Here is a 21825-nt window from a genome sequence, read left to right on the forward strand (position 1 = left end):
TCTTGCTTTTTTTATGCTCAATAATCAAAATAAAGTTATAAATACTGACGATTAGAATAAAAAATGTCTTTTAAAATTCGTTTCGCAACTGAACAGGATTTAACTCAAATCCAAGATATTTACAACGATGAAATTCTGAATGGTTTTGCAACATGGAATGAGCAAGATCAAGACATTTATTATTATCAGAATTGGTATCGTCAGCATCTAATAGATCATTTCCCTATTTTTGTGGTTGAAAACGAACTCACCCAACAAATTGCAGGTTATGCTGAATATAGTACATTTAGAGCGATCAGTGGTTTTAGACAAACTGTCGAACACTCTGTGTATATTCATCCCAATTTTACACGTTTGGGTTTAGGCAAAGCTTTACTCCAACATTTAATTCAACACGCAAGCCAACATAAAATTCATGTCATGATCGCTGCTATAGATCATGAAAATTTTGCATCCATCAAATTACATGAATACTTTGGATTTAAACAAACAGGCTATTTACCAGAAGTCGGACAAAAATTTGGATCTTGGCGCAATCTCGTCTTATTCCAACTGAATCTAAATACTTAAAAAGGGCATTTAGCCCTTTTAGTTAAAATCTCTTAATCCAAAGGATTTCCAACAATATTACTGATAATACCTTTCATAATATGAGGTCCTTGTTCTTTTCTTAAGTCCTCATACCATTCACGAGTAATCGATTCGTCTTTCATATGCGTCACATCACAACGTTTACGCGCTCTCAATACCATTTCAGCAGTGCGTTCATTACGTTTGTTTTGATAACGTCTTAACGCATCCTGAATTCCCAATGTATTAATCTGTAATGCCCGAGCCAAATAAATGGCATCTTCCATCGCTTGGCAACCGCCCTGCCCAATATCAGGTGTTGTACTATGTGCTGCATCGCCAACAATCACAACTCGCCCTTTATAGAAATCTGCAAATGGTTCTATATCATGGATTTCAACACGATTGGTTCGCTGTTCATCAATAGCATCAATCAAAGTTTGTACTTGCGGACACCAACCGTCAAAATATTGTTTCAATAATTTTTTATATTGATTACGATTATTTTCCAAACCTAATTCAAGTGGTACATCAAAGAAGAAATAAAAACGATTACCTGCGACTGGCATTAAAGAAGCTCGCTTCCCTTCTCCCACAAAGGTGGTCCACTGATCAGCAGGTGCCAGCGACTCAGAAATTTCGACCAACCCATTCCAATTCACATAACCGGCATAACGACGCTCAACTTGCTCACCTAAAACATAGGCACGCGTGATCGAATGAGTGCCATCCGCGCCGACCAATAAATCCGTGGTTATTTGTGTTCCGTCAGCAAAATGGATTTTGACGTCATCACCTTGATCCTCAAGTCCGATCATTTTTTTTGCAAGATGAATATCTTCACGTCCAAACTCATCCATTAACATATTTTGTAATTCAGCACGAGAAACTGGATAAGGTCGCTGCCCGACTTCTTCAATCAATGGATATAAACTAAATTGCGTCATGACATCACCCGTGAGCCCATCGACATAAGCAAGGTGATCCATTTTCCCACCAAGTTGAGCGACTTGATCCGTGAGTCCTAGATAGTTCAAACATTTCACACCATTTGACCACAATGAAATCGCAGCACCCACGGGTAAAATTTTTTCAGTTTGTTCATATATTGAAACTTGATGACCAAATTTTTTCAGCGCAATTCCGGTCGTTAATCCTGCCATTCCGGCACCAATAATGGTGATATTCATTTTTACTTCCACAATTTTTTTTGCTTTAACCCACTGCTTAAAGCGAAAAACGTGCCATTTCCACCAATATAGCGCTACATAAGTGCAAGGTTGGCACATGCTGTGCATTCTTTTTAAAGCCCTTAAGCAGATGCGACATAACAACGCATTATGATTCTAAGAATGCATTCTTTTGATAAGAATCAAGTTTTAAAGTAATAATGGAAGATGACATGGCAACACTATTGGCACCGGAATTTGAAATCCCTACTCATTTACAGCAACTTACTAACCTTGCAGATGCCCGAATTGGTGCAAAAGTCACAACATGTTCTGATGATTTTTTTGCTGAAGCTCAACGTATGCTTCAGTTTGATGCGCCTATCTTTGTAGAAGGTAAATTTGATGATCATGGCAAGTGGATGGATGGATGGGAAACCCGTCGTAAGCGTCACAGTGGTTATGATTGGGCGATTGTTCAGTTAGGTGTTGCAGGTAAAATTAAAGCACTTGATATTGATACTACTTTTTTTAGTGGTAATTATCCCGCTTCTGCTTCAGTAGAAGGGTGTTATGCACCAAATGAAAACTTGGATGATGCTGAATGGCACCAAATTTTACCAAATAGTATATTGGGACCAAGTCAGCACCATGTCTTTGAAGTTTCAATGAATCAGATCTTTACCCATCTTCGTTTAAATATTTTTCCAGATGGGGGTATCGCACGATTCCGCGTATATGGTGAAGTCAGCGTTAAAATCCAAGATCAAAGCCAAACCCTCGACCTGCTTGCACTTGAAAATGGTGGACGTGTTATTGCCTATAGTGATGCACACTTCGGACATCCACGTAATCTGATCAATCCAGGACGTGGGGTTAATATGGGTGATGGTTGGGAAACCGCACGCCGTCGTGCACCCGGTTTCGACTGGTGTATTTTAGCTTTAGGGCAAGCTGGTCACATTGAAAAGATCGAGATTGATACAGCCCACTTTAAAGGAAATTATCCTGCTGAAGTGTCCATTCAAGCCATTTATATAGAAGATGCAACGGATCCTCAATTGATTCCACAAAGTATGTTTTGGCCTTTCTTATTAGATGCTCAACCAATGCAAATGGATCAAATTCATAACTTTGTAAATGAAGTGTTGGGACACGAAAAAATTTCTCATATTCGGGTAAATATGATTCCTGATGGTGGGATTAGTCGTATACGCCTCTGGGGTAAAGTGAATCCTTAGTTGAGCATTTGTTACTTTTAAAGTGATCTTATTTTGACTGCATTTTCGACTCAATTCTAAATTGAAAATGCAGTTTCTTTTCAGAGAATTTTTATGATGCATACCATTACCCTACAACCTTTAACCTCCGAAAATTTTGCACCTTTTGGTGACGTCATTGCTTGCCAAGGAAATGATTATTTTCATATTAACGATGCGCATACAGAGCGCTATCATGCTTTAGTAACCACTGAAATTATTGGCGATGCCAAAGCCGGGATTAGTATTTTTCGAAATATTCAAAGTACCAATATTCCGTTCAAAATTTCGATGCTTGAACGTCATCCTCATGGATCACAAGCTTTTATCCCGATGCAGGGACAAAAGTTTTTAATAGTGGTTGCACCAGTCTTAAATGCGAATCAGCCCGATATTTCAAACCTACAAGCTTTTATAACCAATGGCTCTCAAGGTGTGAACTATCGGGCAGGGACTTGGCATCATCCACTTTTAACATTGGAAAGCCCGAGTGATTTTGCGGTGGTGGATCGGATTGGCAGTGGACCTAATTGTGATGTGTTTAAGTTTGATCAAATTGAAATATCACATTGAATCTGGTGCTTATGCATCTCAGTTATACAGATCATGAGACCATCTAATTTTATGTCCATCTTTGACTATTATTTTACAACTAGGTAATCATTGTCATTCACCGATGTCGCATATTCTTCCATTCTTGAAATCAGTCCATTTTCAATGGTGTACTCTTGTACCCATTTTTGCTCAAATTCACCATCTTGACCATCAATCGTAAATTTTTCGCGTCCAAAAACCACCACTTTGTTACCTTCTTTGACCATACGTAAAATATCAAAGTATGCGACATGCATGGTTGTGAAATTGGTATTGAAGAACTGTTCTACACCCGTTTTTCCTTCAAATCGAATTGATGGCAGTTTTTGTGAGCCATGGTGAATCCATACCGTATCCTCAGTTACTGTTGCAACAGCAGCCTGTAAATCTTGAGACCTAAATGCCTCAAACATTTGGTCTATGATTTGAAGTGAATTGATCATACTCATTTTATTTACTCTTTTTATCTTAGGATAAAAAGAGGTTAATGAAGGGAGAGTGAAAGATCACTATCAGCTGGTATAGCGATTTAAAGATTTTGCTAGAAACGATGAGTTCTATACGACTGCTTGATTTTGACAAGCTGACATCACATGTAACACCGCAGCAGTTCTCGTTTCCACAAACAGCTTCTCAAAAACGTGCTCTAAATGTTTATTGACGGTGCGTGGACTCAACTCCAAAATTTCTGCAATATCTCGGTTGGTTTTGCCAAGTGTTACCCAATGCATAACTTCAGCTTCACGTGGTGTTAAATTCGGACAAGCTTGAGCGATCTCTTCAACACTTGGCATGTGTGTTTGCTCTTTGATCTGAACCAAAACATGTTTAGGTAATTGTCCTTCTTTCAGCTTGGTCAATAAATTTAATTGTAATTGCTGATGCCCATGACCATATTGACCATGTAGCATTTCTTCTTGATACGATTGCTGGAAAAGTGCTTTTAACCACTGATTTATACTCTTTCTAAAATGAGCAATATCAATTCCATGTTGCGTTAATAAACCTTGCACTACAGGTGTCTGCCAAATAATTTCCCCATCCATATTCATCGACAAAATTGCACTGCCTGTTGCATCGAGCATTTGTTTCTGTTGGTGCATTAAACGGGCTTGCAGTAAATGCGTTTTGACACGTGCTTGTACTTCATCGATATTCAGTGGCTTTGTCACATAATCTACGCCCCCAACTTGAAAGCCTTTTACAATATGTTCGGTTTCCGTCAAACCCGTCATAAATATGACAGGGATGTGCTCAGTCATTGGACTCGCTTTAAGCTGGATACAGGTTTCAAAACCATCAATCTCAGGCATACTCCCATCCAATAAAATCATATCTGGCTGTGAACGGTGCGCAATTTCAATAGCAGTAAAACCATTAGTGGCAACTAAGACCTGATAGCCGGCTTGATCAAGACTCTCATGTAATAAACTTAGATTTTCAGGAATATCATCCACAATTAAGATACTTTCTAACATAGCTTAACTCCCTTCCAAATCAGATCTGATATCAGATAGGTGCTCGTATAATCGTTGTAATGCACGTTGGGTATCGAAGCGTTGAATATCAAATTCTATGTGCTGCCATATAGAAGGATCACAGACATTGAGTTTCTTGCAAATTTCGAGCATCTCTTTGGCTCCACGGATATAACCAATACTCAAATAATCTTCTAGTTTGATTAGCGCTTGTTCTGGTGCTACATCATCCTCATCAATCACGCTGACAGATAAAGCGTTGCCATCATGGTGTAAGGGTTCAACCTGTTTTTGAGGTTCTTCTGCGGCTTGATTCGGCTCATTCTGATGAAGCCAGTTTAAGCCTAATTTATCTCCAATCTTGTTCAGTAGCAGATTTAAGTCCACGGGTTTGACCAGAAAGTCTTCATTCAATACATCGGTTTCAGGATTCTGCATTCGTTCATTGGCATCTGCGGAAATAATGATGATGGGAACGTTGGTCATTTTATTATTTCTCAATAATTTCGCAGTTTCCCACCCTCCCATCAATGGCATACTCAAATCCATCAAAATTAAATCTGGTCGAAACTCAGGGACTTTTCTTAGACATTGCAATCCCGATTCTGCTTCTTCAAGAATAAAGCCGAGAGGTTTAAGGAAGTTTAAAACTAGTCCACGATCAGTTGCTTCATTGTCTACGACCAATATTTTACGGCGATGTCCCATATAGCCAGATACTGTATTCGATGCGACATCAGCAATGGGATGAATGACCGACTTTGAAGGTAAATATAGTTTTATTTTAAAAATTGAACCGTTTTTTAACGCACTGCTTACCTTTAGCTCCCCACCGAGAATATCCACCAATAGTTTAACAATTGGTAAACCCAAACCTGTTCCTGCAAAGCTCCCTTGTACGACATTTTGTCCGCGCTCAAAAGGCTGGAATATTCGCTCTAGATCTTCTTCAGCAATCCCGCATCCCGTATCATGAATTTCAAAATATGCCGTCTGAAAGCGATAATCTACTCGAAATTTCACCTCTCCTTCGAGCGTAAATTTCAAAGCATTTCCCATTAAATTGATAAGGATCTGTTCAAGTCTTTTTTTATCTATACGCACGTATTGTGGTATTTTTTCACTAATTTCGACCGTAAATTTCAGTTGTTTTTGTTGGAATTGTGGCTCAAACATATTCACGATTTGTTGGAGAAAATTCGGAAATTCAATATTCGACATTTCTAAAGAAATTTTACCTGTTTCAATCCTTGCAAGATCAAGTAAACCATCAATCAAGGACGTTAAATGCTGCCCACTACGACGAATCACGCCCAGCGCAGCTTTTCCTTGTTCAGAAAGTTGTTCTTGTTTATTGAGTAACTGGCTATATCCTAAAATACTATTTAGAGGTGTTCTCAGTTCATGACTAATCCCAACAACATAACGACTTTTGGCCTCATTGGCTTTTTCAGCTTGAGTTCGTGCATCTTGTAATTGCCGATCTGTAATTTTATGCGCTTCAATTTCGTCCATGAGCAGTTGTGTTTGCATATTACTTTCAAGCTGAGCTTGTCGGCGACTTTCATCATTGAGTACCAACCACCATGCTGCAACACATAACAGTAAAAATAATACGGCATAAATTTTCACAAATAGCATCAGCAACTCATGCTGTTGAGTTGATCCAAATACTGTGCCGAATTTACTCAGTTCTTGTAAATAAACCAGACTTAAACTGACTGCCAATACCACACTCAGAACAAAGATCATCAAAATATAAAGACTCAATCTAGTATTGATGTATCTCAACCATTGGCGCGGTAGAAACCAAACTGCAAAATGCTTAAGTTGTGCAGACCACCGTGCATGAGGCTTACATAAATCATGGCAACGAGCTTCTAAGGTACAGCACAAAGAACAAATAATATTGTTATAAGCAGGACAAGTCGCCATGTCAGCTGTTTCATACTCATGCTCACAAACCACACATCGTTGTGTCTCTATTGGTTTTAATGATTTATCTTCATGACGTGCGATGTAGTATTTGCCACGAGTAAAATAAGCAAGCATTGGGACACAGACGATGGCTGAACCTAAAGCAATAAATCCTGCTAAGGATTTTGCGATATCACCAAATAATCCCCAATAGCATAAAATCGACAATAAGGATGCAATACATAAACTGCCAACACCGACTGGATTAATGTCATAGAGGTAAGCACGCCTAAATTCAATTCCTTTCGGGCTCAGCCCCAATGGCTTACAAATGACGAGATCAGCAACGACGGCACCCACCCATGCCAAGGCCACATTACTATAAAGCCCTAATACACGCTCCACCGCATGGATGACGCCTAGCTCCATCAACAATAGCGCAATAAAAATATTGAACACTAACCAGACCACACGTCCGGGATGACTGTGTGTTAAGCGTGCAAAGAAATTAGACCACGCCAATGAGCCAGCATAAGCGTTGGTTACGTTGATCTTTAACTGTGCGATACACACAAACATGACTGTAAGAAATAATGCAGTACCAGGATGCTCAATCACTTGTTGGTAGGCGATCCAATATAGATAATTCGGATTGCTTAATTCATGATTCGGCACCATAAATTTAAGGGCGAGTACCATTAAAATCATGCCCATAAAAATTTTAATGAATCCCACCAATATCCATGCAGGACCGCCTAAAAATACCGCCCAATTCCATTTCTTTTGAGCATGTTTTTTGTCTGGTAAAAATCTTAAATAATCAGCTTGTTCACCAATCTGCGTAATCAGCGCAAACAAAACAGTGCAAGATGCGCCAAAAAAAGCCAAATTGAATCCTGCACTTCGACTTTGCGCGCCTTCTATTAGGGCAACTTCAGAGAGCAGAGTCGGATGCTTCACCAAAACAAAGCACCATGGTAGTAATAATAAAAAAATCCATAATGGTTGGGTAAATGCTTGTACTTTATTAATAAACCCTATGCCTTTGATCACTAGGGGCAGAATAATAAGCGCAGAAATTAAATAACCTAGACTCAGCGGCACACCTAAACCAAGCTCAAGCGCCAAAGCCATGATAGCGGCTTCAAAAGCAAAGAAGATGAAAGTAAAACTGGCGTAAATGACTGAAGTTATAGATGAGCCGATATAGCCAAAGCCTGCGCCCCGTGTAAGTAGGTCAATATCAACATTGTATTTGGCCGCGTAATATCCAATAGGCCAACTGGTCAAAAAGATAATGATTGAAACAACCACTAAGGCCCAGAATGCATTGCTAAATCCGTATTGCCATAACATGGTTGCACCAAGCGCTTCCATCGCTAGAAAACTGACTGCTGCAAGCGCTGTATTGGTCACCGTCCAAAGGGACCACCGTCTTACTGACCTCGGTGCGTAGCGTAGTGCATAGTCTTCAATACTCTCATCAACCACCCAAGTATTGTATTTACGGCGTGTATGAATCACCCGTTGCGGTGCTTGAGGAGTATTGCTAGATGAAACCATAAAGCTAGGCAATTTAAATAGACCCTTACAGTTAGCAAAATCTATGCCCAGCTTAAATTTCATCAAAAAACATTTTGAGGAACATCGATATACGTAAAGTGACGTATATGCTCATTTTTTAACACCCCTTAGGCTTAAGTCCATATCAAGCGCAAACAATAAATCGCGCAATGGCCTTATCCACTTCATCAGGGGAACACCAATGACCTTAAAATCTAAAGTTAAAACATCTGGCTTACTCGCAGGACTACTCGCTGTTCCTTTTTTACTGGCACCTGTCTTGACCACTGCGAGTGCTCCAGCGACAGCAAAAGTAAATACAACCAAACTTAACGTAAATGATAAATTCGTCTATGTCGGTCAGCTTCATTCAGCGACAGGAACGATGGCAATCTCTGAAACAGGGGCCATCCAAGCAGAACGCTTAGCCATTGAGCAGATCAACAAACAAGGTGGTGTATTAGGTCGTCAGATTAAAATTGTTCAAGAAGATGGTGCATCTGACTGGCCAACTTTCGCTGAGAAAGCCCGAAAATTAACTGAAAAGGATCGTGTTGCAGCAATTTTTGGTTGCTGGACTTCAGCTTCTCGTAAAGCCGTATTACCTATTATTGAACGAAATAATTCACTTCTGTATTACCCAACATTCTATGAAGGTCTAGAACAATCTAAAAATGTGATTTATACCGGTCAAGAAGCTACACAACAGGTGCTTGAGTCTCTGAATTGGCTTGCACGTGAGAAAAAAGCCAAAACATTCTATTTAATCGGTTCTGACTATATTTGGCCACGTACAACCATGAAAATTGCCCGTACACACATTGAAAAAGTGTTGAAAGGTAAAGTCGTCGGTGAAGAATACTACCCGCTTGGACATACGCAATTTGGTTCTTTAATTAACAAAACCAAACTTCGTAAACCAGATGCAATTGTTGCTGCCGTGGTGGGTGGATCAAACGTTTCCTTCTATAAGCAAATGAAAGCTGCAGGCGTGACTGGCGATAAGCAAACACTGCTCACCTTCTCTGTGACAGAAGATGAATTACTGGGGATTGGTGGCGAAAATATGAAGGGCTTCTACTCTTCAATGAAATATTTCCAAAGTCTAAATAATCCAAGTAACGCAGCTTTCGTAAAAGCATTTAAAGCGAAATACGGTCCTAAAGCAGTAATTGGTGATGTGACTCAAGCCGCTTATCTTGGTCCGTGGTTATGGAAAGCCGCAGTTGAAAAAGCTGGTAGTTTTGATGTTGCCAAAGTTACCAAAGCCTCTCCAGGCATCGAAATGAAAAATGCGCCTGAAGGTTACGTGAAAATTGATGCCAATCATCATTTATGGAGCAAATCACGTATTGCACAAGTGCAAACCAATGGTCAATTCAAAGTGGTCTACGAATCAAAAGGTTTAATCAAGCCTAATCCGTTCCCTAAAGGCTACTAATCGACAGCACATGATCAGGAGAGCCCTCTCCTGATCTTTTCATTTCAAACCTATTATTTAAAGCTTGGAGGATGAGGCGATGGATTTATCTTTAGCTGACTTCGGTGCAATATTTGCGATGCAAGGCTTTAATGGTCTTTCTGTTTTCTGTGTGCTGTTGTTAATGGCACTGGGCCTTGCAATTATTTTTGGGCAAATGGGTGTCATCAATATGGCACATGGTGAATTCCTCACAATAGGCGCGTATACCACATTTGTCATTTCAACCCTGACTGAAAGCTATTTTCCTCAGTTGCTTCCTTATTATTTTATTGTAGCGATTGTGGCAGCTTTTCTGACAGCAGGCATTATCGGCTATATGGTCGAACGGCTCATGATTAGTCGGCTTTATCAGCGGCCACTCGATACTTTGCTTGCAACTTGGGGCTTGAGCTTAATCATGCAACAAGTGTTTCGCTCTACATTTGGTCCCAAAGAAGTGAGTCCAACACTACCTGATTGGCTTATGGGCTCTTATCAACCGACAGAGACGATTGATATTCCTATTAATGGCTTATTCCTTGTCGGTGTCACACTCACCGTGACTGCTTTCGTCTATTTCCTTATTTATCGTTCTCGCTGGGGCTTACAGCTTCGTGCGACAAACCAAAACCGTTTCATGAGTGGTGCCGTTGGTATTAATACAAAGCGTGTGGACAGTCTAACATTCGCGTTAGGTTGTGGTTTGGCAGGTATTGCTGGTGCGGCGTTTACGACAATTGGCTCAACTGGTCCAACTGCAGGCTCTCTCTATATCGTAGACACGTTCTTGGTTGTGGTGTTTGGTGGAGCTGCAAGTCTATTAGGCACTATCGCTTCGGCTTTCAGTATTGCACAAGCCCAATCAATCCTAGAGTTCTTCCTTTCAGGCTCTGTTGCCAAAGTCATTACCTTAGCGACGGTCATCATCATTTTGATGTTACGTCCTCAAGGTTTGTTCTCAATCAAAGTTCGTAAATAGGTATTCAGGAGAGATTGATATGAGTAATCCAATGAATGCCTTGTTAGGCGGTAAAGAAGGTGCGATTGGACTGGCTATATTGGCAGTACTGATCCTATTTGTAATGCCCATGTTTTTAGATGTTTTCCGTCTTAATTTAATGGGTAAATATCTTACGTTTGCTTTTGTTGCGATTGGTTTAGTGCTGTGCTGGGGTTACGGCGGCATTTTGAGTTTAGGTCAGGGTATTTTCTTTGGGATCGGTGGCTACTGTATGGCTATGTTCCTCAAACTTGAAGCTTCTGACATGCAATCCACAGCAGCTCAAACCACACCCGGTATTCCTGATTTTATGGACTGGAATCAAATTACCAGCCTACCAATGTTCTGGGAACCATTCCATAGTTTCACATTTACCCTATTCGCGATTGTAATTATTCCAATTTTATTGGCTTTTATTATTGGTTTTGCAATGTTTACTCGTCGTGTAGGAGACGTGTATTTCTCTATCATCATGCAAGCGATTGTGGCGATTTTGACAATTTTGATTATTGGTCAACAAGGCTTTACTGGCGGTATTAACGGTATTACTGATCTCAAGACATTACATGGCTGGGACATCCGTACGGATGAGGCAAAGTACGTTCTGTATTACATCAATGCATTGTTACTCATCGCAGTCATCATGATCAGTCGCTTTGTTCTCAGCTCAAAGTTAGGTCGCTTACTTTCTGCAATGCGTGAAAAAGAAGAACGTGTACGTTTTTCTGGTTATGACGTTTCAATGTACAAAGTCTTTATCTTCTGCTTTGCGGCAGTCGTTTCTTCCGTCGGTGGGGCAATGTTTACGCTGCAAGTCGGCTTCATGTCTCCAACGATTATTGGCATCGTCCCATCTATTGAAATGGTGATCTTAGCTGCAGTTGGCGGACGTTTATCACTGATTGGAGCTGTATATGGTGCAGTTTTAGTTAACCTCGGTAAAACTTACTTCTCTGAAGCATTCCCTGAAGTATGGTTGTACTTCCTTGGTGCATTGTTCATAGGCGTTGTGATGTTCTTACCGAATGGTTTAGCTGGCTTATATGAAAAATATGTTCGCCCACTTATCTTCAAAGATAAAAAAACAACGGCTTCGCCTCCCCCCCATCAACCCATGGAGTCCAATAAAGATAGCAATGTTGAAGTAGAAGGAGGTGTGAAATGAGTAAAGTCGGCGTAGAAATGGCAAAACCTGTACTTGTAATTGAAGATCTCACAGTCTCGTTTGACGGCTTTAAAGCCGTCAGCGATCTCAACTTCTATCTCGATAAAAACGAAGTTCACGTGGTGATCGGCCCTAATGGTGCAGGTAAAACAACAGTGTTGGATTTGATTTGCGGAAAAACTAAAGCAACTTCTGGCACGATCAAATTTAATGATATTGAACTGACTAAGCTCAAAGAGTTCGAAATCGTTCGTAAAGGTGTCGGTCGTAAATTTCAAAACCCTAATATTTACGAAAACCTTTCAGTCTATGACAACCTCGAAATGTCTTTCCCACGTGGTCGTAATGTGTTTGGGGCTTTGTTCTTTAAGCGAACCAAAGATGTCGAAGAACGTATCCAAGAAGTCGCTTCAAAAATTTTCCTCACTGATTTATTACACACCTCCGCAGGCCTATTGTCTCATGGACAAAAACAATGGCTTGAAATAGGGATGTTGCTTATGCAAGACCCCGAGTTGTTAATGCTGGATGAACCTGTGGCAGGCATGAGTGTTTCTGAGCGCGAACAGACAGCACAACTGCTTCGTGAAATCAGTAAAGGACGCTCAGTCCTCGTGATTGAGCACGATATGGAGTTCGTAAAAACCATTGCAGATAAAGTGACTGTATTGCATCAAGGGAAAATCCTCGCAGCAGGAAAAATGGATGATGTGCAAAGTGATCCAAAAGTCATTGAAGTCTATCTCGGACACTAAGGAGGCCTTATGAGCGGATTATTAGAAATTAGTTCTTTGTGTTCAGGTTATAAACAAAGCCAAGTCATTCATGATCTAGAACTTAAAATTCAACCCAAAGAAATTGTGGCGATTATGGGGCGGAACGGGATGGGTAAAACCACACTGTTTAAAACTCTTATCGGTGATATTAAAAATACTCAAGGCGAAATCAAGCTCGATGGTAAAAACTTAGAAAAGCTTGACCCGTATCAACGTGTGGAAAATGGTGTTGCCTATGTTCCTCAAGGTCGAATGATTTTCTCAACCATGTCTGTTCTAGAGAATATTCAAACGGGTCTCCCTGCGTCTGCACATGGAAAAGTACCTGACGATCTGTATGAGCTTTTCCCTGTACTTTGGGATATGCGTAAACGCAAAGGGGGAAATTTATCTGGTGGACAACAGCAACAATTGGCAATTGCACGTGCACTCGCCACTAACCCCAAAGTATTGTTGCTCGATGAACCTACCGAGGGAATCCAGCCCTCGATTATTAAAGATATTGCGAAAACGCTAAAAGAAATTCGCGATCAGCGAGATCTCACTATCGTGGTCTCCGAGCAAGTACTGAGCTTTACTATGGCGATGGCAGATCGCTTCTTGGTCATCGATAAAGGCCGTTTTGCTTATGAAGATGTCAGAGCGAATGTCGATGAAGCAACCATTAGTAAATATCTTTCAGTTTAAAGCACGTCATCTCATCAACTCTTAATTTGGCATTCCCCTCGATTTTTTCGGGGGATTTTTTTGACCATTTGTTGGAGTGGTATTGTTATTTCGATCTAAAAACTCATTCGAAATATCGCTTCATATACGCAATTCACCGTATTTTGCATCGATCAATTTCACGCGAAACTCCTTACATAGATTTTAATTTTAAAGATATGGGGAGTAAGTTGAATGCGTCACGGTGATATCTCAAGTAGTCCTAATACAGTGGGTGTAGCAGTGGTGAATTATAAAATTCCACGCCTGCACACCAAAGCAGAAGTACTTGAGAATGCAAAAAAAATTGCTGAAATGTTGAAAGGGATTAAACAAGGTATTCCAGGTATGGATCTCATTGTTTTCCCTGAATACAGCACCATGGGCATTATGTATGATCATGATGAAATGATGGCAACTGCAGCCACAATCCCAGGTGATGAAACGGCAATTTTCTCTCAAGCTTGTATTGAAGCAAATGTTTGGGGCGTATTCTCAATTACTGGGGAACAACACGAAGAACACCCGCATAAAGTGCCATATAACACCTTAGTGCTCATCAATAACAAAGGTGAAATCGTTCAAAAATATCGCAAGATTATTCCATGGTGCCCAATTGAAGGCTGGTGCCCTGGAGATACGACTTATGTGACAGAAGGCCCTAAAGGCATCAAGATGTCACTCATTATCTGTGACGACGGCAATTACCCTGAAATTTGGCGCGACTGTGCGATGAAAGGTGCTGAACTTGTGGTGCGATGCCAGGGTTATATGTACCCGGCTGATGAACAGCAAATCAATATGGCCAAATGTATGGCTTGGGCAAATAACGTTTATGTCGCTGTTGCCAATTGTACTGGTTTTGATGGGGTGTATACCTACTTTGGACATTCGGCAGTGGTCGGCTTTGACGGACGTACATTAGGTGAATGTGGTACGGAAGAAAATGGTATCCAATACGCACAGTTATCACTCACAGAAATACGTGATGCACGTAAATACGATCAATCACAAAATCACTTGTTCAAGCTGCTACACCGTGGCTATACAGGCGTATACAACAATGGTGATGGTGATAAAGGGGTTGCCGATTGTCCATTCGACTTCTACAAGACATGGGTCTTAGACGCACAAAAAGCACAGGAAAATGTTGAGCAGTTTACGCGTTCAACCATTGGCGTTGCAGAGTGCCCAATTGGCAACTTACCTCACGAAGGGTTAGAGAAAGAAGCTTCTTAAAGAAGCTTCGTCCGACTTGATTTCAGGAGGTTTCGAACATGACATTTGCCAGTGACCGTATACATGCCAATCAGGAAAGTTTGGCAAAACAACGCTATGACATGCAAAGCAAGGAATGTATTGCACGTACTTCCCGATTCAGTTTTGAACCAGATGCCGTGATGACCCATCTACGTGAACATATTATTGGGCAAGAAGCCGCACTTGATGAAATTGAAAATATGCTCACCACAGTGAAAGCAGATTTTAACGCAGCTCATCGTCCTTTAAGTGTCACACTGATGTTAGGTCCTACCGGTGTAGGAAAAACTGAAACAGTCCGCCTCATTGCTGAAGCGATACACGGTAAAGCTGATGCATTCAGTCGAATTGATATGAATACATTGGCACAAGAGCATTATGCAGCCGCCCTGACAGGTGCCCCACCAGGCTATGTCGGCTCTAAAGAAGGAAATACTTTATTCGATGAAGCCCTGATTCAAGGGAGTTTCTCCAAACCTGGCATTGTTCTCTTTGATGAAATTGAAAAAGCCAGTACTGAAGTCATTCGAGGGCTACTCAATGTGCTTGAAACAGGAACTTTAAAATTAACTGCGGGTACAAAGGTTTTAGACTTTAAAAACTGCATGATTTTTATGACGAGTAATGTGGGTGCTAAAGATGCTCAAAAGCGCCTGAAACAACTTAGTCAATTACCGAAACCACTCCAGAAATTAGCCAAGCATTTGAAATTAGATGACAGTGAAATCACGACAAAAGCACTCGATAAAAAGTTTGATCCTGAGTTTCTAAATCGCATTGAGCGAATCTTACATTATCAGCCAGTTGAATCTGATTTTGCTGCAACCTTAGTCCAACTCGAAATTGACAAAATGAACCAACGTCTAAAAAAGCAAAGTCGAACCATTGCTTTGACCGATGCTGCCATTCGATTCCTGAGTTCAGGACATGATGTTCGATTTGGTGCTCGGGGTTTAAGCCGTCGTTTTAAAGTGTTAGTTGAACCTGCACTCGCGAAAGCTTTTCTAAACAACAAGCACATTAGTGAATTCATCATCGATTACGACAATACGAAGCTTCAAATTCAGATGATTGAGCCTGCAGTGAAACAACTTGATCCGTTACTGATACACGAAGCATCACAACAACACTGAGACCTAAACTTTATTTGACCTCAATACAGGGGATACATTATGCAACATATTAAAATCAAACCAGGAATTCCACTTGCGGAACAAGCCGAAATTGGTCACAACCGTTGGCACCCAGACCTACCTTTTCTAACATCAGTAAAACCTGGTGAAGAAATTCTGATTGAAAGCTTGGATTTCCTTGACGCACAAATTAAAGATACTGACGATATTTCTGATGTTAAAAATGTGGATTTAACACGTGCTCATCCTTTAACAGGTCCATTCTATGTTGAAGGTGCAGAACCAGGTGATTTGTTGGTCATTGATCTACTAGACATTCAACCGATTTCTGATGTGGGTTTTTCGGGTGTTTTTGCCAAGGAAAATGGTGGTGGCTTCTTGGCGGACTATTTCCCAGAAGCAGATAAAGCTATTTGGGATTTGAAAGGTTTATTTGCAACTTCACGTCATATCCCTGGTGTACGTATTGCAGGTTTAAAACATCCTGGCTTGATGGGAACCCTACCATCACATGATTTACTGAAAGAATGGAATCGCCGTGAAGCATTGCTCGTTCCTAAAGGTCAAGCAAACCCTCCTGATCCACGTACAGCCGTTCTGCGTGGTGTAAAAGGTCCCGAATTTGATCGTATGGCGGCTGAAGCTGCACGCACAGTTCCTCCACGTGAACATGGGGGTAACACAGACATTAAAGACCTTGCTGCAGGAAGCCGTATTTACTTCCCTGTTTATCAAAAAGGTGCTGGCTTCTCAATGGGCGACCTCCACTTCTCACAAGGTGATGGTGAAATTGGTTTCTGTGGTGCGATTGAAATGGATGGCGTTACACGTGTCGGTTTCGATTTAATCAAAGGTGGGATGGAAAAATACAATATTGATTCACCTATCTTTGTTCCAAGCAATGTACGTCCAAATTATGATCAATGGCTGACTTTCGAAGGGATCAGTGTTGAAGATGGTGTAAATCACTATCTCGATGCGACAGTGGCTTACCGCCAAGCATGTCTAAAAGCCATCAAGTATCTTGAAAATTTTGGCTTTACTGGGTCACAAGCCTACATGTTACTTACCGCTGCACCGGTTGAAGGTCGTATCGGAGGTATTGTAGATATTCCAAACTGTGCATGTACCGTCTCACTCCCAACCTCCATTTTTGAACAAAATATATTGCCGCAAGGTGCTTTAAATGACGATAAATTTTGGGGGCATAAGCGCTAATTAGCGCATTATTGTTGTTACAGGTTTCACCATTTTACGGGGTAGCTTGAGTAAGCATGCGAGCTACCTCCTTTTTAACTTTTAAACATGCACATGCTTAAAAATAAGTAGGAGCACGACCATGCCATTATACGATTTCCGCTGTGAGCACTGCGAAGGAATTTTTGAACAACGTGTGCCTATTTCTAGGATTGCAACTGACACTATCGAATGTAAATACTGTCAACAACCCACCTTAGCTAAACCAATGATTACTGGCAGACAACAAATCAACATGAAGACCAAATGGCGTCCAGGGTCAGGCGCAGAACAACTTGCAGGACCTTTAGTCGGCGGTCCAGGTACCAATAAAAATAGTGCACGCAGTTCAGTGCTACACAACTGTCGTGGTGTGAATTGTTCACTCTGTGAAGTATAAAAAAGCCCGCATCTGCGGGCTTTAATGCTCGTGTCTGCAGAAAATTAAACGACTAATTCAGCTAAGTTGCCTTTTTGTTCCAACCATTCTTTACGATCACTTGCGCGTTTCTTGGCTAATAATTTATCTAATAAACCTGAAGTAAAATGCACATCATCCAAATCTAGTTGCACCAAACGACGAGTATTGGGATCCAATGTTGTTTCACGGAGCTGACTTGCATTCATCTCACCCAAACCTTTAAATCGTGTGATTTGTGGGGATTTAGTTTTGGCTTTTTTCAATATGCCTTCTAATTCTGCTTCGTCAAGCGCGTAATGCACATCTTTACCGTCATCAATACGGAATAAAGGTGGCATCGCAACAAATAAGTGCCCTGCTTCAACTAGGCTTGGGAAGTGCTTCACAAATAATGCACACAGCAAAGTCGCAATATGCAGACCATCAGAGTCAGCATCGGCCAAGATACAGATCTTGCCATAGCGGAGTTCAGACAAATCATCAGAACCCGGATCGACTCCTATTGCGATTGCAATATTATGCACCTCTTGAGAAGCAAGTACTTCATCTGAAGATACTTCCCAAGTGTTTAAAATTTTTCCGCGGATCGGCATAATCGCTTGGAAATTCTTATCACGCGCCTGTTTGGCAGATCCTCCAGCAGAATCACCTTCCACAATAAATAGTTCTGACTCTTCCAAACTATGTCCCACACAATCAGATAATTTGCCTGGTAAAGTTGGACCTGAAACGATTTTTTTGCGCTCAACTTTCTTTGCAGCTTTTAAACGACGTCCCGCTTTTGAAATCGCCATTTCAGCCAATTGCATTGCAATTTCAGAGTTTTGATTCAACCATAAGGCAAAAGCATCTTTTGCGATGTTCTGCACAATCCCAGAGGCTTCACGACTTGAAAGACGCTCTTTGGTTTGACCTGAAAATTGTGGCTCTTGAAATTTCAAAGACAGAATATAGTTCACGCCATCCCACACATCTTCCGCTGAAAGCTTCATATTACGTGGTAAGAGATTACGTAACTCACAGAACTCACGGATCGCATCCGTCACACCTGAACGAAGACCATTCACATGTGTGCCACCTTGAGCCGTTGGAATCAAGTTCACATAAGATTCTTGAATGCTCTCTCCACCTTCAACATTCCAACAAATCGCAAACTCCGCACTGGCACGTTCCGCGTCACCTGTAGCGACAAATGCAGGCGTAGGGATGATTTCACGATCTTCTAATTCATCCATCAAATAATCGACGAGACCATTTTCAAACTGCCAAGTGATTTTTTCGTCGTTAATTTCATCAACATAATTGATTTGTAAGCCAGCAGCTAATACCGCCTTCGCTTTTAAATTGTGTTTAAGTGCCTTTAATGCAAATTTAGGTGAATCAAAATATTTCGCTTCAGGCCAAAAGTGAACTGAGGTACCCGATGCACGTTTAGGTGCTTTACCTTCCAGAACTTCAAGTGGTGCCGTTGCTTCACCTTGCTCAAAGGCCATTTTGTATAAATTACCTTGGCGCTGAACTTGAACTTCCACACGTGTGGAAAGCGCATTTACAACAGAAATACCAACCCCGTGCAAACCACCAGAGAATTGATAATTATCTGTGCTGAATTTCCCGCCTGCATGCAGTTTAGTCAGAATAATTTCAATGCCGCTTTGACCATATTCAGGATGAATATCAACTGGCATACCACGCCCGTTATCTTCTACTGACAATGAACCATCTTTATACACAGTCACTGTAATTTTATTCGCGTGTCCTGCCAATGCTTCATCGACCGCATTATCAATGACCTCTTGCGCCAAATGGTTTGGACGTGTGGTATCGGTATACATGCCTGGACGACGGCGTACAGGATCTAAACCAGATAAGACTTCAAGGGATTGGGCCGTATATTGAGACACGTTGAATTGTTTCCTTATTTTAAGCTGTCAGCTAAAAACTGATATACCAAGGGTATTTTATCCGCGAAATCATCCATCGCGTGATTGCCATATGTTTCTGTAATGAGGAACGCTTGATGACCATCGCAATTATAATAACGTTCCGCTTCACGATAATCCAAAACTTCATCACCTTGTTGTAACAAGACCAAGATTTTGTCTGCATCTTGCACAAACGGAACTGCCATATGCTCCAATTGATCAAGCTGAGCTTCATCTAACGACCAATTCGCAGTGACTGGATAAGGAAACTGCGCCGTTGAAAACAAGTTTCTAAATAATTTCCATGGTTGCATAGCGGGATTAATCAGTACAGCTGCGACTCCATGTTTCGCGGCAAGCTGCGTCGCATAAAATCCACCTAAACTGCTCCCAATCAAAACGACATTCGACATAGACTCGATGAGTGTCGAAATCGAAGTAATGACCTGATCAGGCGGCATATTTAAATCGGGCAAATGCACTTGTACATGTTCATGTCTTTCAAAATACTGACGAATCAGTTGCCCTTTAATCGAAAAAGGACTACTTTGAAATCCATGTAGATAGATAATATTCATAAACTGATTAATTGCATTTTCCTCAAAATTGTTCTAATTTTTATTGTGAATCAGATCACATATTTGTTTCTCTTTTGTACGATAACAAATATTGTCAGACAAAAAAATTAGAGCCGACCTGAAATCAAAGTTATCTTAAAAATTGTTCGGGATGAACAACATAAGATAAATACAAGGAATTTTATACAGTGATCATTGCTAAAAATAAAGTGTCTTTAGATGATCATGCACTATCAGGATAAGACTAGATGCCGAGTTTAACGCCACTACATGAAACTTATTGTAAATGGGATCGATCTCCTCCGAGTCAGGCCGATGTGCTTGAAGGTTTGGCACAACTGGTCAGCACTCCAATTAACCACGCTGTTCAAAATCTCATTCAATCACTTCAACGTGAAGTGCTCTTAACCGTATTTGGTTTAAGTAAAAAAACATCAAAAGAATTTCAAAAGAAAACCTACGTTCGAAAGTTATATCAATTTTCATATGACACGCTTCTAAATTACGGAAATTATTTGGTCGCACCAGCCCTGCGCAAAATCATTGATCAATTTCCGAAACTCCATGATAAGCCCCTCACGCCAAAAATGATTTTTTTGGTCAGTGCTCTTAATGGCGTGATTGGCGACTATTTACTTAAAAATCAAAATCCGTTGGCGATTACCAGTAATCTGTATGATCACTATGGAGAGTTACAACAGGGTGACCTGTCAGGTCGTGTCGTGATCTTTTGCCATGGTCTGTGCATGAATCATCTTGATTGGACCAATCGCAACTATGGCGGTATTGGTGAAAAACTGCTTGCACAACGCGACAACAACACCATGCTTTATTTGCATTACAACACTGGTCGCAGAATTTCAGCGAATGGTCGTTCGTTGGCCAATATGCTTGAAGACTTGGTAAAGCGCAATCCACGTATCACCAGTCTTGATTTAATCGGTCACAGTATGGGTGGTTTGGTTTCTAGAAGTGCTTTGTTTTATGGTAAACAAAATCTCCATCAATGGTTTCACATGGCAGAGAATTTGGTCTGCTTAGGTTCTCCACATCATGGTGCGGTTCTAGAACGTATTGGCTTTGCCGTTCAAGAAAAAATTGGACACTTTCCCGTCATCAAGTTAGCCAGCCACATTGTGAATATTCGCAGTGATGGTATTTTGGATTTACGCCATGGTAGTGTCCGTGATGACGACTGGGAACACAATCACGCTCGTATTGGCATGATGGATGATAATCGTAAACCTGCACCGCTGCCTTCACATATCAATACATTCTTAGTAGCTGGAACAATTGAGTTTGAAAATCGTAAAAATCGTACACTTAAAGTCATTGGCGATTACTTAGTGAGTGTGCAAAGTGCTTTGGGTGAGCATCCAAATCCGCGATTCCAACTGAAATTGCCAGAATCACACAAAGCGGTGTTCTACGGGCTCAATCATATGGAGATTCAATACCATTCCAGTGTTGCTGAGCAAATCGTTAAATGGTTCTATCCACATCACGATGAATTAGCTGAAGAGCAAATCCGTAAATATTTAATCAAATTAGAAAGCATGGAAGGAATCGTAGAAACCTGACCATCTTCAATAAAAAAGCCAACTGATCAGTTGG

At 40.9% G+C, this 21825-nt stretch carries 19 protein-coding genes; 13 read left to right on the forward strand and 6 right to left on the reverse strand.

The genetic code is table 11. The features are described from left to right. Nucleotides 1–63: 63 nt before the first annotated feature. Nucleotides 64–570, forward strand: coding sequence for a GNAT family N-acetyltransferase (locus AC1M9P_RS05090; protein WP_179999697.1), 507 nt, complete (start codon nt 64–66; stop codon nt 568–570). 32 nt (nt 571–602) lie between these two features. On the opposite strand, the gene hpxO is transcribed toward AC1M9P_RS05090, so the two are convergent. Beyond that, a complete protein-coding gene (gene hpxO, locus AC1M9P_RS05095; RefSeq protein WP_481586895.1) occupies nt 603–1760 on the reverse strand; it encodes an FAD-dependent urate hydroxylase HpxO in 1158 nt (385 codons plus the stop codon). Nucleotides 1761–1972: 212 nt separating this feature from the next. Here hpxO and alc point away from each other — a divergent pair, with 212 nt between their 5' ends. Both alc and AC1M9P_RS05105 read left to right on the forward strand, forming a co-directional pair. Continuing rightward, entirely contained in the window at nt 1973–2980 is a 1008-nt protein-coding gene (gene alc / locus AC1M9P_RS05100; protein ID WP_481586896.1) for an allantoicase, read from the forward strand. Nucleotides 2981–3073: 93 nt separating this feature from the next. Next, nucleotides 3074–3571: an ureidoglycolate lyase gene (locus tag AC1M9P_RS05105; protein WP_481586897.1), complete on the forward strand. Its 498-nt coding sequence runs from the start codon at nt 3074–3076 to the stop codon at nt 3569–3571. A 68-nt stretch (nt 3572–3639) separates the two neighbouring features. Here AC1M9P_RS05105 and AC1M9P_RS05110 read toward each other — a convergent pair whose 3' ends face one another. The 3 genes from AC1M9P_RS05110 to AC1M9P_RS05120 all read right to left on the reverse strand — a co-directional run bounded on the left by AC1M9P_RS05110 (nt 3640) and on the right by AC1M9P_RS05120 (nt 8550). Beyond that, nucleotides 3640–4041 (reverse strand): nuclear transport factor 2 family protein, encoded by a 402-nt coding sequence (locus tag AC1M9P_RS05110; RefSeq protein ID WP_218945362.1) that lies wholly within the window; start codon nt 4039–4041, stop codon nt 3640–3642. Between the two features lie 108 nt (nt 4042–4149). Then, the gene (locus AC1M9P_RS05115; protein ID WP_481586898.1) at nt 4150–5070 is read right to left on the reverse strand and encodes a response regulator; all 921 of its coding nucleotides are present in this window, start codon (nt 5068–5070) and stop codon (nt 4150–4152) included. Between the two features lie 3 nt (nt 5071–5073). After that, entirely contained in the window at nt 5074–8550 is a 3477-nt protein-coding gene (locus AC1M9P_RS05120; RefSeq protein WP_481586964.1) for a hybrid sensor histidine kinase/response regulator, read from the reverse strand. 202 nt (nt 8551–8752) lie between these two features. On the opposite strand from AC1M9P_RS05120, the gene urtA reads away from it, so the two are divergent. The 9 genes from urtA (at nt 8753) to AC1M9P_RS05165 (ending at nt 17687) form a co-directional block, all read left to right on the forward strand. Beyond that, nucleotides 8753–9991, forward strand: a complete 1239-nt coding sequence (gene urtA / locus AC1M9P_RS05125) for an urea ABC transporter substrate-binding protein (protein WP_179999684.1) — start codon at nt 8753–8755, stop codon at nt 9989–9991. A gap of 79 nt (nt 9992–10070) precedes the next feature. Then, nucleotides 10071–10991, forward strand: coding sequence for an urea ABC transporter permease subunit UrtB (gene urtB, locus AC1M9P_RS05130; protein WP_035264743.1), 921 nt, complete (start codon nt 10071–10073; stop codon nt 10989–10991). A gap of 19 nt (nt 10992–11010) precedes the next feature. After that, nucleotides 11011–12177: an urea ABC transporter permease subunit UrtC gene (urtC, locus tag AC1M9P_RS05135; protein WP_481586899.1), complete on the forward strand. Its 1167-nt coding sequence runs from the start codon at nt 11011–11013 to the stop codon at nt 12175–12177. Continuing rightward, on the forward strand, nt 12174–12932 hold the full coding sequence (gene urtD, locus AC1M9P_RS05140) for an urea ABC transporter ATP-binding protein UrtD (RefSeq protein WP_092766538.1): 759 nt from the start codon (nt 12174–12176) through the stop codon (nt 12930–12932). Before urtC ends, urtD begins: the two co-directional genes overlap by 4 nt. 9 nt (nt 12933–12941) lie before the next feature. Continuing rightward, nucleotides 12942–13640 carry an urea ABC transporter ATP-binding subunit UrtE gene (gene urtE, locus AC1M9P_RS05145; RefSeq protein WP_035264750.1) on the forward strand — a complete coding sequence of 233 codons (699 nt, stop codon included), beginning with the start codon at nt 12942–12944 and terminating at the stop codon, nt 13638–13640. A 213-nt stretch (nt 13641–13853) separates the two neighbouring features. After that, complete coding sequence (locus AC1M9P_RS05150) at nt 13854–14897, forward strand: aliphatic amidase (RefSeq protein ID WP_035264753.1); 1044 nt, start codon at nt 13854–13856, stop codon at nt 14895–14897. A gap of 38 nt (nt 14898–14935) precedes the next feature. Then, nucleotides 14936–16051, forward strand: a complete 1116-nt coding sequence (locus AC1M9P_RS05155) for an AAA family ATPase (protein ID WP_481586900.1) — start codon at nt 14936–14938, stop codon at nt 16049–16051. Nucleotides 16052–16090: 39 nt separating this feature from the next. Beyond that, nucleotides 16091–17269, forward strand: a complete 1179-nt coding sequence (fmdA, locus tag AC1M9P_RS05160; protein WP_481586901.1) for a formamidase — start codon at nt 16091–16093, stop codon at nt 17267–17269. A 121-nt stretch (nt 17270–17390) separates the two neighbouring features. Beyond that, nucleotides 17391–17687, forward strand: a complete 297-nt coding sequence (locus AC1M9P_RS05165; RefSeq protein ID WP_035264759.1) for an FmdB family zinc ribbon protein — start codon at nt 17391–17393, stop codon at nt 17685–17687. A gap of 44 nt (nt 17688–17731) precedes the next feature. Here AC1M9P_RS05165 and parE read toward each other — a convergent pair whose 3' ends face one another. Both parE and AC1M9P_RS05175 read right to left on the reverse strand, forming a co-directional pair. Further along, a complete protein-coding gene (gene parE / locus AC1M9P_RS05170) occupies nt 17732–19612 on the reverse strand; it encodes a DNA topoisomerase IV subunit B (protein WP_035264762.1) in 1881 nt (626 codons plus the stop codon). Nucleotides 19613–19626: 14 nt separating this feature from the next. Beyond that, nucleotides 19627–20211, reverse strand: a complete 585-nt coding sequence (locus tag AC1M9P_RS05175; protein ID WP_035264764.1) for a YqiA/YcfP family alpha/beta fold hydrolase — start codon at nt 20209–20211, stop codon at nt 19627–19629. A gap of 248 nt (nt 20212–20459) precedes the next feature. Between AC1M9P_RS05175 and AC1M9P_RS05180 the strand changes: the two genes are divergently transcribed. Further along, nucleotides 20460–21791, forward strand: a complete 1332-nt coding sequence (locus AC1M9P_RS05180; protein ID WP_035264768.1) for a PGAP1-like alpha/beta domain-containing protein — start codon at nt 20460–20462, stop codon at nt 21789–21791. Nucleotides 21792–21825: the final 34 nt, after the last annotated feature.

It is taken from the genome of Acinetobacter sp. 25-47-122 (genome assembly GCF_056779695.1).

Bases quoted from the DNA above. Each gene is read 5' to 3' on its own strand.
- AC1M9P_RS05110 (WP_218945362.1), bottom strand. From the start codon at position 4,041: ATGAGTATGATCAATTCACTTCAAATCATAGACCAAATGTTTGAGGCA.
- alc (WP_481586896.1), top strand. From the start codon at position 1,973: ATGGCAACACTATTGGCACCGGAATTTGAAATCCCTACTCATTTACAG.
- AC1M9P_RS05120 (WP_481586964.1), bottom strand. From the start codon at position 8,550: ATGGTTTCATCTAGCAATACTCCTCAAGCACCGCAACGGGTGATTCAT.
- AC1M9P_RS05115 (WP_481586898.1), bottom strand. From the start codon at position 5,070: ATGTTAGAAAGTATCTTAATTGTGGATGATATTCCTGAAAATCTAAGT.
- fmdA (WP_481586901.1), top strand. From the start codon at position 16,091: ATGCAACATATTAAAATCAAACCAGGAATTCCACTTGCGGAACAAGCC.
- urtE (WP_035264750.1), top strand. From the start codon at position 12,942: ATGAGCGGATTATTAGAAATTAGTTCTTTGTGTTCAGGTTATAAACAA.
- AC1M9P_RS05180 (WP_035264768.1), top strand. From the start codon at position 20,460: ATGCCGAGTTTAACGCCACTACATGAAACTTATTGTAAATGGGATCGA.
- AC1M9P_RS05155 (WP_481586900.1), top strand. From the start codon at position 14,936: ATGACATTTGCCAGTGACCGTATACATGCCAATCAGGAAAGTTTGGCA.
- AC1M9P_RS05105 (WP_481586897.1), top strand. From the start codon at position 3,074: ATGATGCATACCATTACCCTACAACCTTTAACCTCCGAAAATTTTGCA.
- urtC (WP_481586899.1), top strand. From the start codon at position 11,011: ATGAGTAATCCAATGAATGCCTTGTTAGGCGGTAAAGAAGGTGCGATT.
- AC1M9P_RS05150 (WP_035264753.1), top strand. From the start codon at position 13,854: ATGCGTCACGGTGATATCTCAAGTAGTCCTAATACAGTGGGTGTAGCA.
- urtB (WP_035264743.1), top strand. From the start codon at position 10,071: ATGGATTTATCTTTAGCTGACTTCGGTGCAATATTTGCGATGCAAGGC.
- urtA (WP_179999684.1), top strand. From the start codon at position 8,753: ATGACCTTAAAATCTAAAGTTAAAACATCTGGCTTACTCGCAGGACTA.
- AC1M9P_RS05165 (WP_035264759.1), top strand. From the start codon at position 17,391: ATGCCATTATACGATTTCCGCTGTGAGCACTGCGAAGGAATTTTTGAA.
- hpxO (WP_481586895.1), bottom strand. From the start codon at position 1,760: ATGAATATCACCATTATTGGTGCCGGAATGGCAGGATTAACGACCGGA.
- urtD (WP_092766538.1), top strand. From the start codon at position 12,174: ATGAGTAAAGTCGGCGTAGAAATGGCAAAACCTGTACTTGTAATTGAA.
- AC1M9P_RS05090 (WP_179999697.1), top strand. From the start codon at position 64: ATGTCTTTTAAAATTCGTTTCGCAACTGAACAGGATTTAACTCAAATC.
- AC1M9P_RS05175 (WP_035264764.1), bottom strand. From the start codon at position 20,211: ATGAATATTATCTATCTACATGGATTTCAAAGTAGTCCTTTTTCGATT.